We start from the raw sequence: 12,935 nt of genomic DNA, 5'->3' as shown, positions 1-12,935 counted from the left end.
TGGAACCGCAACGGCCGCAACGAGCGAATACATCGCCCGGTCACGCGAGCAGCTCCTTCACGACGTTCCCATGCACGTCCGTCAGGCGATAATCGCGGCCGCCGTGGCGGTAGGTGAGCCGGGTGTGATCCAGGCCCATCAGGTGGAGGATCGTGGCGTGGAAGTCGTGGACGTGGACCGGGTTCTCGGCCACGCGGATGCCGTGCTCGTCGGTGGCGCCGTGGACGATCCCCCGCTTCACGCCGGCGCCGGCCAGCCAGGAGCTGAAGGCCCAGTTGTGGTGCTCACGGCCGCGGTTGTACGGGGTGTTGTTGAACGGCGTGCGGCCGAACTCCGTGGTCCAGACGACGAGCGTGGAGTCGAGCAGCCCCCGCGCCTTGAGGTCCCGGATCAGGCCCGCGATCGGCCGGTCCACCTGCGGGGCGAGCTTGCCGTGATCGGCCATGTCCCCGTGCGAGTCCCAGTTGCCGCTCGAGCCCGTGTGGATCAGCTCGACGAACCGGACGCCCCGCTCCACCAGGCGGCGAGCCGCCAGGCACTGCCAGCCGAAGCCGTCGGTCTGGCCGCGCCTCAGGCCGTAGAGATCGAGCGTGGCGTCCGACTCCGCGGCCAGGTCGAGCGCCCCGGGGACCTCGGCCTGCATGCCGAACGCGGTCTCGAACGAGCGGATCCGCGCCGACAGGTTCGAGTCGTCGGCCCGGTCGCGGAGGTGGTCCTCGTTGAGGGCTCGCAGCGCGTCCAGCTCCAGCTCCTGCCGCCGGCTCGTCGGCACGCGGCGGGCGAGGTCCGCGATCGGCTCCGCGCCGGGGACCACGCGCGTCCCCTGGTGGACGGCCGGCAGGAAGTCGGAGGCCCAGACCTGGGTCCCCGCGTAGGGCATCTGGGGGGCGAGGACCAGGAACGACGGCAGGTTCCGGTTCGTCGTCCCCAGCCCGTAGCTCAGCCACGAGCCGATGCTGGGCCGGGCGAAGGCGAACGAGCCGGTGTGCATGCCGAGCGTGGCGTTGTAGTGGTTCGAGTGGCTCGTGTGCATCGACCGGATCAGGGCGATGTCGTCGACCTGCTCCCCGATGCAAGGAAACAGGTCCGTCACCTCGATCCCGCTCTTGCCCCGCGGCGAGCCGGCCCAGCCGGGCCGCTTCAGGTAGAGCGACTCGTACCCGGCCCGGTTGCGGGTCTCCGGGTGGTCGAAGGTGACCTTCTTGCCGTGGTCGGCCGCCAGCCGGGGCTTGGGGTCGAACGAATCGACGTGCGAGACGCCCCCGCTCATGAACAGGAAGATCACCGCCTTCGCCTTCACCGGGAAGTGCGACGGCCGCGGCGCCAGCGGGTCGCCGGCGGCCTCGGCGGCGAGGAGCTCGTGGAGCAGGCCCGGCATCAGGATCGTCCCGGCCACCGCGGACCGGACGAAGCCGCGTCGATGAGTGCGAGGCGAGGGATCCATCATCGGTCTAGTCCAGGTAGAGGAATTCGTTCGAGGCCAGCACCGCCCGCGCCAGCGCCGACCACGCTTCCCTCGTCCGCTCGGCCGGCGGGAGGTCCTTCAGCTCGGCCGCATAGCGGGCCAGGAAGGCGGAGGCCGTCGCGCGATCCCGATCACCTGGGACACGCTGGAGAGCGATCCGGCAGAGCGCATCGAGCCGGCCCGCGTCGTCGGGCCCGGCGGCGATCGCCCGATCGGCGAGCCGGCCGGCCTGCCGGTGGAAGAACGGGTCGTTGAGGAAGAAGAGGGCCTGGGTCGGGACCGTCGTCCGCTGCCGCTCCGGGGTCGTCGCGTTCGGATCGGCGCCGTCGAAGAGGCCGAGGAACGGCTGCCGACGGTTCCGCAGTGACACCATGTAGACGCTCCGCCGGTCGGTGTCGTAATCGGTGTTGAACGGGTTGTGCTGGGTGAACGACCACGAGCTTTCCGGCGGGAACGGGTGCGGCCCGCCGGGCGTGAGGTCGAGCGAGCCTCCCGCGACCAGGAGGCTGTCGCGGATCTCCTCGGCGCTGAGCCGGCGGCGGCTGAAGCGGCCCCAGAGCCGATTCTCCGGGTCGAGCTCCAGGGCGGGCCGGCTCGCGAGGCTCGATTGCCGATAGGCCGAGGAGAGCATGATCCGCCGGTGCATCGCCTTGACGGACCAGCCGTCGCGGATGAACCGCGAGGCCAGCCAGTCGAGCAGCTCCGGATGCGTGGGCGGCATGCCGCGGGTGCCGAAGTCGCTGGGCGTCCCGACGATCCCGCGGCCGAAGTGCTGCTGCCAGATCCGGTTGACCATGACCCGCGCCGCCAGCGGGTTGCTCGCCGAGGCCAACCAGCCGGCCAGCTCGCGGCGTCCGCTCCCCTTGCCCGGCGTCACGGCCTGGCCGCCCAGGATCTCCAGCCATCGCCGGGCGACGACCGGCCCGCGCTTCTCGGGATCGCCGCGGAGGTGGATCGGCGAGTCCGTCTCGGTCCCCTCGGCCACGGCATAGGCCACCTGCGGCTTCGGCGCCCGGGCTTCCAGGTCGGCCTTCGCCCGGGCCAGCTCGGTTCGCCGACTGGCGAGCCCGGCCAGGCATTGAAGGGCCTCGCGGCGGTCGCCATCGAGTCGATCGATCGACCAGGCCACGCCGTCCGGGCCGCCGGGATGAGCGTCGGCGATCCGGCCGCGGATCTGCACGCGTCCCCGGATCGGGCTGACCCAGGCCACCGCGACCGGGCCATCGGGCGCGGGGTGGACGAAGACGGATCGCGGCGGCAAGGTCGTCCAGACCGGCAGCGGCAGCTCGCGGGCGTTGACGAAGACCGACGGCGTCTCTCCGTCCCGCCAGACGTTGAGGCCGAGCTTGCCGTCGAGGTCGCGGACGGGCTCCGGCAGCGGCCCGCGACCGGGCCGGCCGTCGAGGAACCACCAGACCCCCGCGTGCCCGAGACGGTCCGCATGCGGGTTGCCGGCGAGCAGGTCGTCGAGCACGTCCGCGGCGAGGCTCCATCGTCCGGGGCCGTCCGCCTGCGCGACCTCGAGCTCGACCCGCGTCGAGTCGGCCCCGTGGTTCCCGATTGGCGCGACGACCAGGCGGAGGACCGTCCCGGGCTCCACCTCGACCGGATCGATCTTGATGGCCGACGAGTCCCCGAACGCCTGGCTTCCTCCATCCGGGATCGAGCCCCGGGCCACGAGGTCAGCCTCGCTCACGCCGGGCGGGAAGAGCGCCCGGGACGCGGCCGCGACCCGATCGGCGACGCGCTTCATGTCCGCCTCGACCGCGGCGAGCGCCTCGCGATGCGGCCGGATCGTCCGGTCCCAATCCGAGGCCGACTGCATCGGCACGAGGTCCCGCGGCTGCTGCTTCGGCTCGCAGCCGGGGAAGCTGAACCGGGTGCTCTGGAGGATGCCGGAGAGGGCGTAGTAGTCGCGCGTACCGATCGGATCATACTTGTGATCGTGACAGCGGGCGCAGGCGATCGTCAGGCCGAGGAAGGTCTTCCCCATCGTGTCGATCACGTCCTCGTGCGTCAGGTGCACGTCCTGGTCGATGTCGTGGCCGAAGCGGCGGGCGATCGCCAGGAACCCGGTGGCCACGACCCCCTCGGCATGCCGTTCGGCCGGGCCCTCGGCGGCAACCAGGTCGCCGGCCACCTGCAGGCGGACGAACTCGTCGTAGGGCAGGTCGCGGTTGAAGGCGTCGATGACCCAGTTGCGATACCGCCATGCGTGGGGCGTCGGGTGATCCGAGTTCTCGCCCGCGGTGTCGGCGTAGCGGACCAGGTCGAGCCAGTGCCGGCCCCAGCGCTCGCCGTAGGCGGGCGATGCGAGCAGCCGATCGACGAGCCGCGCGAAGGCGTCGGGCGCGTCGTCGCGGACGAACGCGTCCACCTCCTCGGGGGTCGGCGGCAACCCCGTGAGGTCGTACGTCGCCCTCCGGATCAGGGTACGCCGGTCCGTCGCGGGCGCCGGCCTCAGGTCGCGGCTCTCGAGCTTCGCCAGCAGGAAGCGATCGATCTCGGACCGCGGCCAGGCTGCGTCCCTAACGGCCGGCGGCGGCGGATCCTGGACGGGCCGGAACGACCACCAATCACGGGCCGCCGTCGCGCCGGAGGTCGCGGGCTCTGCGGCCCTGGCCATCGCCTCGCCGCCGGTGCTGGGCCAGTCCAGGCCCCGGGCGATCCACCCCCGGATCGTCGCGACCTCGGCGGCCGCGAGGGCCCCCTTCGGCGGCATTCGGAGCTCGTCCTTCTGCTCGACCGCCCGAACGATCAGGCTCTCCTCGGGCTTCCCCTCGACGGCGGCCGGCCCGCTGTCGCCCCCCCTGAGGATCGCCGCGCGTGAGTCCAGCCGCAGCCCTCCGGAGGCCTTCTCGGCCCCGTGGCAACGGATGCAGCGCTCGACCAGGAGGGGCCGGACCGAACGCTCGAACGTCTCATCCGTCCCGGCCGGCGGGGCCGCGGCGACGATCATGCCGGCGAGGGCGAGCCATCCGGACATCTCAGGGCCTCCCTCGGGCCGGCCTCCGCGGTGGCGGAATGTTGAAAAAACGTTAAACCAAATCGTACAGACGGCCTCCTCGCGTGTCCACCATGTCGGAGACTCGAAGGCCCGCACCGCGCCCTGATCCGCCGATTGCGGAGACTCATCGGCCCTCGGGAGGACGGGGATGAGGACGATCCGCCCGGTTTTCATCCCTTGCACGGAGGACGGCATGCGGATACAGTTCTTTGGTTGAAGCTGGAGCGAGGTCTCGCAACAGCCTTCCTTTCCTGGTCTCCCAATCCGTCGCGAGGCACCAACGGGATGAGCGTGCGGCCCGCCCGGCGCGGTTACCGTAGTCCCGCGGGTCCATCCATGGCCCTGGCGCTGGTGCTCTGCGCCTGGACCTCGCACGCCAGGGCCGGCTGCTCTCATTACGTGGTCGCGAATGCCGATCCGGGGCCGATCTCGCTCCGAGCGGACCTCTTCGACCTCGCGGGCGTGGTTGACTTGCCCAGCCAGGTCCCCGCTCGCCCGAAGCCCTGTTCGGGGGCCTTCTGTTCGGGCAAGCCCGCCGTTCCCGTGCCGATGTCCGCGCCGATCGTGCCGTCCCGTCCGGGAGACGCCGTGGTTCCTCGGCGGCCCGCCCTGCCCGCCGCGAACGGACCCGGGCAGCTTCTCGCGTCCGCGGAGGAAATCGTCCGCGGCGTGCGGGAAGGACCTTCGATCGAGCGCCCGCCTCGCTGATCCCGCCTCCCCAATGCGCCCCGGCGCGCCTTTCCATGCCGTGTCGTCCCGCGCCGCGGTAGATGCGGCGTCCTGACATCCTTGCGCGGATCCCGGCGGTCGACCGGGTTGATGCCCGCGAATTCGTCCCCCCCGCTTGCGCCCCAGGTCCGTGATTCCGGCATGCGCCGGCGCCGGTTTCGGCTGGCCGCCATGCTCCGTCCATTCCTTGACATCTTCCGCTTCTTCCTAGCCAGGAGACCGAACTCAAATGAACGCGCGACGTTCAGGATTTACCCTGATCGAGCTGCTCGTGGTGATCGCCATCATCGCGGTCCTGATCGCCCTCTTACTCCCGGCCGTCCAGTCGGCCCGCGAGGCGGCCCGCAGGGCCCAGTGCATCAACAACATGAAGCAGATCGGGCTCGCCTGCCACAACTACCTCAGCAGCTACCAGGTCCTTCCTTCGGGGAAGGTGCCCGCCTATTTCAACGTTCCGGGCGCGGCGACGTATGCCCGCTGGTCGCCTCAGTCCTCACTTTTGCAGTTCCTTGAGCAAGGCAACGTCTTCAACGCGCTCAACTTCGCCTTGCCGCCGGCCACGCCGGCCATGAATGGAGTGGTCTCGACCTTCATGCCGGCCTATTCCGGACCGAACGGTGAGAACCTGACGGGCTGCCAGATCCAGATCAACGCGTTCCTGTGCCCTTCGGACGAGCCGCCGGTGGCCGGCTGGAACGGCGGCATCAATTACCTGGGCAACATCGGGACCTACGTGTGCGACCTCGGCGACTCGAACCCGTGCTCGGTCTGCACCGACAGCCCCGTTCCGAAGGGGATTTTCTACTACGGCAGCAAGGTGGGCCTCGCCGCCGTGACCGACGGTACGAGCAACACGGCCTTCTGCGCCGAGAAGATCCGCGGCCAGGGGACGCCGAACTTCCAGACGGACCTGCTGATCTCGCCGAACCAGCCGACGATGCTGGATACCTACCAGGTCTGCACGGCGTTGCCCAAGGGCTCGCCACCGCTCACCAGCGTCCAGGGGATCTCCTGGTCGCTGGCGGACATGTGCTGCACCACGTACAACCACGTCTCGACTCCGAACACGAATTCGTGCGCGGGGTTCCCCAACAGCGGCATGCAGAACATGTCGATGCAGGTACCGCCGTCGAGCCGCCATCCCGGCGGCGTGAACATGCTCCTCGGCGACGGCTCGGTCAAGTTCGTCAAGAACTCGGTGAGCCTGGACACCTGGAGGGCCCTCGGGACGCGCAACGGCGGCGAGGTCATCTCCGCCGATGCGTATTGATCAAGGGAGCGGCCTCATGATCTCTCGACGCGAACTCGGGGCGGCCGTCGCGGCCGCCCTCTCGCTCCTCCTGTCGCCCGGCTGCGGCAGCTCGACGAGCGCCTATATTCCGAACGCCGCCACGGCGCGAGACGACCTCGACGCCGCCCTCGCCGCCTGGCAAAAAGGAGGTAAGCCGGCGCAGCTCATGAAGGGCGAACGCCCCATCAATTTCGTCGATTCCCAGTGGGAGTCCGGCCTGGAGCTCGAAAGCTACCAGATTCTCGAGGAAGCCCCCTCTCCGTCCGAGACCGAAAAACGATACGGTGTCGTCCTCAAGATGAAGAAGCCGCCGGCCGAGAAGCGGCTCGAGTACGTCGCGGTGGGACGCTCGCCCATGTGGATCTTCCGCGACGAGGACTACGTGAAGCAGGGGGGCATGGGCGAGGAGCCGAGGGCAAAAGCCAATGTCAAGCGTTCTCCGGCCCGCGGGCGTTGAGGCTTACGGCCTGGATCTCGCGGGGCGGGCTTCGTGCCCGCCTCGTCCGCGAGAGCTTGTAGTCGACGGGGGCCCGCGCGTTCGCGGACGCCTTCGCGCCGTCCTGCTCGGCGTCGCCCTCGTAGCCCTTCTCGCCGGTTGCCATCGGGAGCCGAAGAACCCCTACGAGCGCTACGTCCCTTCGGCCGAAGCCGCGCGGGCGAACCTCGTCCGCGTGATGGACGGTTGGCTCAACGGGCTTTCGGCGAGGGAGTCCGGTAGCTCGAAGCCGGAGGTCCACGTCGTCGACCAGACGCGCCGGGCGGACCAGAAGCTCGCCCGATACGAGATCCTCGGCGAGGTGCCCGCGGACAACGCCCGCGCGTTCGCCGTGCGCGTGACGTATCAGGGCACGGACGAGCCGGAAATCCTCCGGTTCCTCGCCGTCGGCGTCGACCCGATGTGGATCTTTCGCCGTGAGGACTACGACAACATCTGGAAGCACGACGAGCGGATGAAGCCGGCGGACCGCGCCGGCGAGGCCGCCGGGAAGCCATGACCCACGACCCCGCAACGATCACCGAAAGCCCCATGATGGAATCGCCCTCGCGGCTGAAGCGATTCACGAGGGTGATCCTGCTGGCGGTCCGTACGCTTCAGGTACGCCTTCGCTTCATCCTGATCCTGGCCGCCGCGTTCGCCGTGGTCGGGCGGTGGGACACCCTGCGCAACTACGTCGACCGCTGGATGAGCGGGCTCGTCGGGGGCGGGGACGCAAGCCGATCGGCGCCGCCGAACTCGGAGTATTTCTGCCCGATGGATCCGGCCGTCGTCTCGACGTGGCCAGGCAAGTGCGACATCTGCAACATGGCGCTGGTGCGTCGCAAGGTCGGCGACGCGGCCCCCCTCCCCTCCGGCGTCCTCGCGAGGATGCAGCTCTCCCCCTACCGCATCCAGCTCGCCGGCATCCAGACGGCCCTCGTCGAGTACCGGCCGGTGGCGCGTGAAGTCGCGCTGAGCGGAATCGTCCGGGACGAGGGTCTGGTCCGGTGCCGCGTGCTCGAATCCGACCGGCCGTTCGTCGTCGCCGGCCAGGCCGCGGAGGTGACGGTCGACGACGGTGCGCGGCAGCCGGCCGCGAAGGGCAAGGTGATCGCGGTGGCGGTCGACCCGCGCGAGTCGCGCACCAACGCCGAGATCCGGCTGGACGAGCCCGGCCGCATGCCTGCGTCCGGCACGCGAGTCGTCGCCACGGTGCGCCGGCCCGTCGCCGAGCTCGAGCCGTTCCGATCGCTGCCGTCCGACCTGCCGCCTCTCGTCAAGGGGGAGTTGCTGGCGGTCTACGCCTGCCCCCGGCACGCTGAGGTTCTGGCGAGCGATCGGGGACGTTGCCCCGTCGATCGCAACGACGAGCTGCAGCGCCGGCCACTGCTCGCCAATCAGCGCGTCCGCTGGTGGTGTCCGATGCATCCGAACATCACTGCCGAGAAGTCCGGGGCCTCGTGCGAGGCCTGCGGCGGCATGACGCTGATCCCCCGGATCATCACCTACCGGCCGCGGGGCGAGGTGCTCACCGTGCCCGAGTCGGCCGTGGTCGATACGGGCAATCGCGCGGTCGTGTTCGTCGAGGGGATGCCCGGCATGTTCGACAGCGTCGAGATCGTGGCCGGCCCGCGCTGCGGCGACGTCTACCCGGTGGCGAGCGGCCTCGAGCCGGGCCAACGCGTGGCGACTCGGGGCGCCTTCCTGCTGGATGCCGAGACCCGATTGAATCCCGGCCTCGCCGCAGGCTACTTCGGCGCCAGCCGGGGCGCCCGCGACGACCCGGCAGGCAAAGCGGGCGAGTCGCGGAAGGCCGCCGATCCGGGCGTCTGCCCCGTCTCGGGGAAGCCGCTCGGCTCGATGGGCCCACCCGTCTCGGTCACGATCGACGGACAGACCGTCCCGCTCTGCTGCAAGGGCTGCGAGGCCCGGTTGAGGGCGTCTCCCGAGAAGTATCTTCCAGGGAAGCAACCCCGCTGAGACCGGCGGCCGGCCCCTCGACGAAATGCGGGCGCATGATCGAACGTCTGATCGCACTCTCGATTCGCCATCGACTCGCCGTGATCGCGGCCGGATTCGCGCTCGCGCTCTGGGGCGCGTACGCCGCTTACACGACACCGGTGGACGCGATCCCCGACCTGTCGGAGAACCAGGTCGTCGTCTTCACCGAGTGGCCGGGCCACAGCCCGCGCGAGGTGGAGGACCAGGTCGGCTATCCGCTCTCGCTCCATCTCCAGGGGATTCGGGGCGTCCGGACCGTGCGGTCCTCGAGCGATTTCCACTTCTCGATGATCCACGTCATCTTCGAAGACGACGTCGACTTCCCTGCCGCACGAGGACGCGTGCTCGAGCGCCTGTCGCAGGCCGGCCACATCCTGCCGGAGGGCGTGGTACCGCACCCGCCGCCCGATGCCGTCGCCACCGGCCAGATCTACTGGTACACGATCGAGGGGGGTGGCCTCGACCTCGGCCGGCTGCGGGCCGTGCAGGACTGGTTCGTCCGGCCGCAGCTCGCCGCCGTGCCGGGCGTGGCCGAGGTCGCGAGCGTGGGCGGCTATCCCATCGAGTACCAGGTGAACGTCGACCCGCGCAGGCTGCGGACGCGAGGCGTCACGCTGTCTGAGGTGGTCCGCGCGGTCGGCGAGTCGAACGCGACCGTCGGCGGGCCGATCGTCCAGAAGGGGAACGCGGAGTACATCGTCCGCAGCCTCGGCTGGCTCGGCTCCCGCGCCGGGGCCGACGACGACGCCTTCGACCCGGCCCGCGCGGCCCGCGACCTGGAGGCCGCCGTCCTGGCCGCGAATCCGGACGGATCAATCCTCCGCGTCGGCGACGTGGCGACCGTGGCCATCGGCCCGGGACCCCGCCGCGGGATCCTCGAGAAGGACGGCAACGAGGTCACCGGCGGCGTGGTCCTGATGGCGCACGGCGAGAATCCCCTGGTCGTCACCCGCCGGATCAAGGCCAAGATCCGGGACCTCCAGCCGGGCCTGCCGGAGGGGGTCCGGATCGTCCCCTTCTACGACCGCACGCCCCTGATCCGTGGCGCCATCGGGACGGTGACGGGCACGATCGCGGAGGCGATCGCGACGGCGACGATCTGCGTCGTCCTGATCCTGCTCCACGTCCGCGCCTCGTTCGTCATCGCCCTCACCCTGCCCCTGGCCGCGCTCGGATCGTTCGCGATCATGGCCGCGCTCAGGGCGCTCGGGATCGCGAACATCGAGACGAACATCATGTCGCTGGCCGGGATCGCGATCTCGGTCGGCGTGCTCGTCGATTCGTCGATCGTCATGGTCGAGAACGCCATGCACCGGCTGCACGACGAGTTCGGCGACCGGCCCGTGCGCGGCGACGTCCGCGCGGTGATCCTGCCGGCCTGCCAGATGGTCGGCCGGCCGATCTTCTTCTCGGTGGCGATCATGGTCCTCTCGTTCCTGCCTGTCTTCGCGCTCGGCGGGATAGAGGGGAAAATGTTCCGACCACTGGCCTTCACCAAGTCGTTCGCGCTGGTGACGGTCGCGCTGCTCGCCGTCACACTCGTCCCCGCGCTCTGCACCTACCTGCTGAGGGGGCGGATGCGGGCCGAGCGCGAGAGCTGGATCGTGCGGTCCGTGATCGACGTCTACAGGCCGATCCTGTCCTCGCTGCTCGACCGCCCGGCGCCGCTCGTCTGGCTGCTCGGCGTGACGTTCGTCGCCGGACTTGCCCCGCTCGGCAGCCGCACGCTCTTCCTGGTCACGCTCGGGCTGGCGCTCGTCGCAACCGCCGCCGCTGCGCGGACCTGGCCCGGCCGCGCGCTGGCGTGGGCCGGCCTGATCGTGGTCGCGCTCGTCGCGGACCGCGCGATCACGCCGCTCGGCCGCGAGTTCATCACGCCGGTGGACGAGGGGATGGTGATGAACATGCCGGTCACTGTAGCGCGGGCCTCGGTGACCGAGGCGGCCGACGACCTGAAGGCGTCGGACATGATCCTCTGCCGGTTCCCCGAGGTCGACATGGTCGTCGGCAAGGCCGGCCGGGCCGAGTCCCCGACCGACCCCGCACCGATCGAGATGCTCGAGACCATGGTAAACTTCCGCCCTCGGGCCCACTGGCCCCGGCGCAAGCTCCTCCCCGCCGACGCCGGGCGCCAGACCCGCGCCGTGCTCGCCGCGCTGGTCGCGCGCGGCCTGGTCGCGACCCCGGTCGATCCCGAAGCCCTGATGCGGCAGGCCACCGACGCCGCCCTGCCGCTCTGCGACGCCACGCTTCGCGAGTTCGCCTACCAGCGGAACCGGGAGTTCGAGCGCTCGCTGCCGGGCGTCATCACCGATCCCGACGACCCCGGCTACGCGCCCCAGCAGGCCCGGTGGGGCGACCATGTGCGGCAGCTCGACCGCGACCTGGTCCCCCGCGCGGCCGAGGCCTACACGCGGATCGTCGCCGAGGAGCTGGTCGAGCGGGCCGGCGCGACCGACCCCGCGATCGCCGCCGGACTCCGGGCGATCCGGGCGCTCCGCGAACGCCCGATCACGCCGGCCACCGGTGCTCCGGCCCCGGTGCACGGTTCCGGCGTGCCTCTCAACATCGAGCCGATCCCGGCGCTCGCCGCGGTCCAGACCGAACTCTCGAGGCCGTTCGCCGCGGGCCTGCTCCTCTGGCGGAAGGAGCGTTCCGACCTCATCGGGTTCGGTGCCGAGCTCGATCAGGCCGTGCCGATGCCGGGCTGGGCCAATGTCTGGACGATGCCGATCCAGAACCGGGTCGACATGCTCGCCACGGGCGTGAACACCGCAATCGGCGTCCGCGTCCAGGGCCGCCGGCTCGAGGACATCGTCCGGGCGTCAGAGGAGGTCGCCGCGGTCCTGCGGCGGCTGCCGGGCGCCGCGGACGTGATCGCCGATCCCGTGCGCGGGAAGGGGTATCTCGAGATCCGGATCGATCGCGACCGCGCGGCCAGGGCCGGCGTGGCGGTCGCCGCGCTCAACCAGGCGGTCGAGACCGCGCTCGGCGGCAAGGTCGCCGCGATGACGGTGGAAGGCCGAGAGCGCCATCCCGTCCGCGTCCGCTACGGCCGCGACTGGCGGGGGGATGAGGACGCGGTGCGGGCCCTGCTGGTCCCCTCGCTCCGGAAGGAGGCGGATGGCCGCACCGCGCTCGTCCCCCTGGTAGAGCTGGCCGAGGTCCGCGTCGTCGAGGGTCCGGCCACGATCAAGAGCGAGAACGGCCTGCTGCGGAACTATGTCCGGCTCAACGTCCGCGACGGGAACGCCGCCGATTTCGTGGCGAGCGCCCGCGAAATCGTCGAGCGGGAGGTGAAGCTGCCCGAGGGGACGGTCCTGGGCTGGACCGGTCAGTTCGAGCACGAGGCCCGCGCCCGCGCCACCCTGCGGGTGATCGTACCGATCGTGCTCGCCATGATCTTCCTGATCCTGTACCTGACCTACCACGACCTGGCCGACGCCGCGCTGATGATGCTGGCCATCCCGGGCGCGATCGCCGGCGGCGTCTTCTTCCAGTGGCTCTTCGGCTTCAAGTTCTCGGTGACGGTCCGGGTCGGTTACATCGCATGTTTCGGCATGGCGACGTCGACCGGGATCATCATGCTCGTCTACCTCCGCGAGGCCGTGGCGAGGGCCGGCGGCCTCGCCGCCCTCGACACCGAGGGCCTCCGCCGCGCCGTCCTCGAAGGGGCCGTGAACCGGCTCCGACCCAAGCTCCTGACCGAGGCGACCATCATCCTCGGCCTGGCGCCCATGCTCTGGGCCGACGGCGTCGGCGCCGAGGTCATCCGCCCCATGGCCGCCCCGGTCCTCGGCGGCGTCCTGATCGCCGACGAGGTGATTGACCTGCTCCTCCCGGTCGCCTTCTACCGGGTCAGGCTCGGACGTCTACGGCGATTGGGGCGGGCCGAGGCGTCGGCCGATACGAACGGGTGAATCCCGGCAGGGCAGGGATCCAGCCGATGCGTCGCTTTCGTGCT

General features: G+C 70.7%; 9 protein-coding genes. 6 read left to right on the top strand and 3 right to left on the bottom strand.

The features are described from left to right. Positions 1 to 40 precede the first annotated feature (40 nt). Entirely contained in the window at positions 41 to 1,444 is a 1,404-nt protein-coding gene (locus tag G6O54_RS09055; protein ID WP_165223740.1) for a DUF1501 domain-containing protein, read from the bottom strand. 7 nt (positions 1,445 to 1,451) lie between these two features. Continuing rightward, positions 1,452 to 4,451, bottom strand: a complete 3,000-nt coding sequence (locus G6O54_RS09050) for a PSD1 and planctomycete cytochrome C domain-containing protein (protein WP_205678716.1) — start codon at positions 4,449 to 4,451, stop codon at positions 1,452 to 1,454. A 357-nt stretch (positions 4,452 to 4,808) separates the two neighbouring features. Here G6O54_RS09050 and G6O54_RS09045 point away from each other — a divergent pair, with 357 nt between their 5' ends. The 3 genes from G6O54_RS09045 (at position 4,809) to G6O54_RS09035 (ending at position 6,949) form a co-directional block, all read left to right on the top strand. Next, positions 4,809 to 5,180, top strand: a complete 372-nt coding sequence (locus tag G6O54_RS09045) for a hypothetical protein (protein WP_165223520.1) — start codon at positions 4,809 to 4,811, stop codon at positions 5,178 to 5,180. 250 nt (positions 5,181 to 5,430) lie between these two features. Further along, positions 5,431 to 6,471 carry a DUF1559 domain-containing protein gene (locus G6O54_RS09040; protein ID WP_165223517.1) on the top strand — a complete coding sequence of 347 codons (1,041 nt, stop codon included), beginning with the start codon at positions 5,431 to 5,433 and terminating at the stop codon, positions 6,469 to 6,471. A gap of 16 nt (positions 6,472 to 6,487) precedes the next feature. Further along, positions 6,488 to 6,949, top strand: coding sequence for a hypothetical protein (locus tag G6O54_RS09035; protein WP_165223514.1), 462 nt, complete (start codon positions 6,488 to 6,490; stop codon positions 6,947 to 6,949). On the opposite strand, the gene G6O54_RS09030 is transcribed toward G6O54_RS09035, so the two are convergent. Continuing rightward, positions 6,921 to 7,094, bottom strand: coding sequence for a hypothetical protein (locus tag G6O54_RS09030; RefSeq protein WP_165223511.1), 174 nt, complete (start codon positions 7,092 to 7,094; stop codon positions 6,921 to 6,923). The two genes, G6O54_RS09035 and G6O54_RS09030, sit on opposite strands and share 29 nt — an antisense overlap. A 69-nt stretch (positions 7,095 to 7,163) precedes the next feature. Here G6O54_RS09030 and G6O54_RS09025 point away from each other — a divergent pair, with 69 nt between their 5' ends. From G6O54_RS09025 to G6O54_RS09015, 3 genes are read left to right on the top strand one after another with little or no spacing between them, the layout of a single operon-like run. After that, positions 7,164 to 7,487 carry a hypothetical protein gene (locus tag G6O54_RS09025; RefSeq protein WP_165223508.1) on the top strand — a complete coding sequence of 108 codons (324 nt, stop codon included), beginning with the start codon at positions 7,164 to 7,166 and terminating at the stop codon, positions 7,485 to 7,487. Between the two features lie 32 nt (positions 7,488 to 7,519). Continuing rightward, complete coding sequence (locus G6O54_RS09020) at positions 7,520 to 8,950, top strand: heavy metal-binding domain-containing protein (RefSeq protein ID WP_165223505.1); 1,431 nt, start codon at positions 7,520 to 7,522, stop codon at positions 8,948 to 8,950. A gap of 35 nt (positions 8,951 to 8,985) precedes the next feature. Next, entirely contained in the window at positions 8,986 to 12,891 is a 3,906-nt protein-coding gene (locus tag G6O54_RS09015; RefSeq protein ID WP_165223502.1) for an efflux RND transporter permease subunit, read from the top strand. Positions 12,892 to 12,935: the final 44 nt, after the last annotated feature.

Source organism: Aquisphaera insulae (assembly GCF_011064615.1).
Lineage (GTDB): Bacteria > Planctomycetota > Planctomycetia > Isosphaerales > Isosphaeraceae > Aquisphaera > Aquisphaera insulae.
The sequence above is the reverse complement of the archived record's forward strand: the minus strand, read 5'-3'. Positions and strand labels throughout refer to the sequence as shown.

Coding starts and splice junctions, on each gene's coding strand:
- G6O54_RS09015 (WP_165223502.1), top strand. CDS start 8,986: ATGATCGAACGTCTGATCGCACTCTCGATTCGCCATCGACTCGCCGTG.
- G6O54_RS09040 (WP_165223517.1), top strand. CDS start 5,431: ATGAACGCGCGACGTTCAGGATTTACCCTGATCGAGCTGCTCGTGGTG.
- G6O54_RS09055 (WP_165223740.1), bottom strand. CDS start 1,444: ATGGATCCCTCGCCTCGCACTCATCGACGCGGCTTCGTCCGGTCCGCG.
- G6O54_RS09045 (WP_165223520.1), top strand. CDS start 4,809: ATGGCCCTGGCGCTGGTGCTCTGCGCCTGGACCTCGCACGCCAGGGCC.
- G6O54_RS09020 (WP_165223505.1), top strand. CDS start 7,520: ATGATGGAATCGCCCTCGCGGCTGAAGCGATTCACGAGGGTGATCCTG.
- G6O54_RS09050 (WP_205678716.1), bottom strand. CDS start 4,451: ATGTCCGGATGGCTCGCCCTCGCCGGCATGATCGTCGCCGCGGCCCCG.
- G6O54_RS09030 (WP_165223511.1), bottom strand. CDS start 7,094: ATGGCAACCGGCGAGAAGGGCTACGAGGGCGACGCCGAGCAGGACGGC.
- G6O54_RS09035 (WP_165223514.1), top strand. CDS start 6,488: ATGATCTCTCGACGCGAACTCGGGGCGGCCGTCGCGGCCGCCCTCTCG.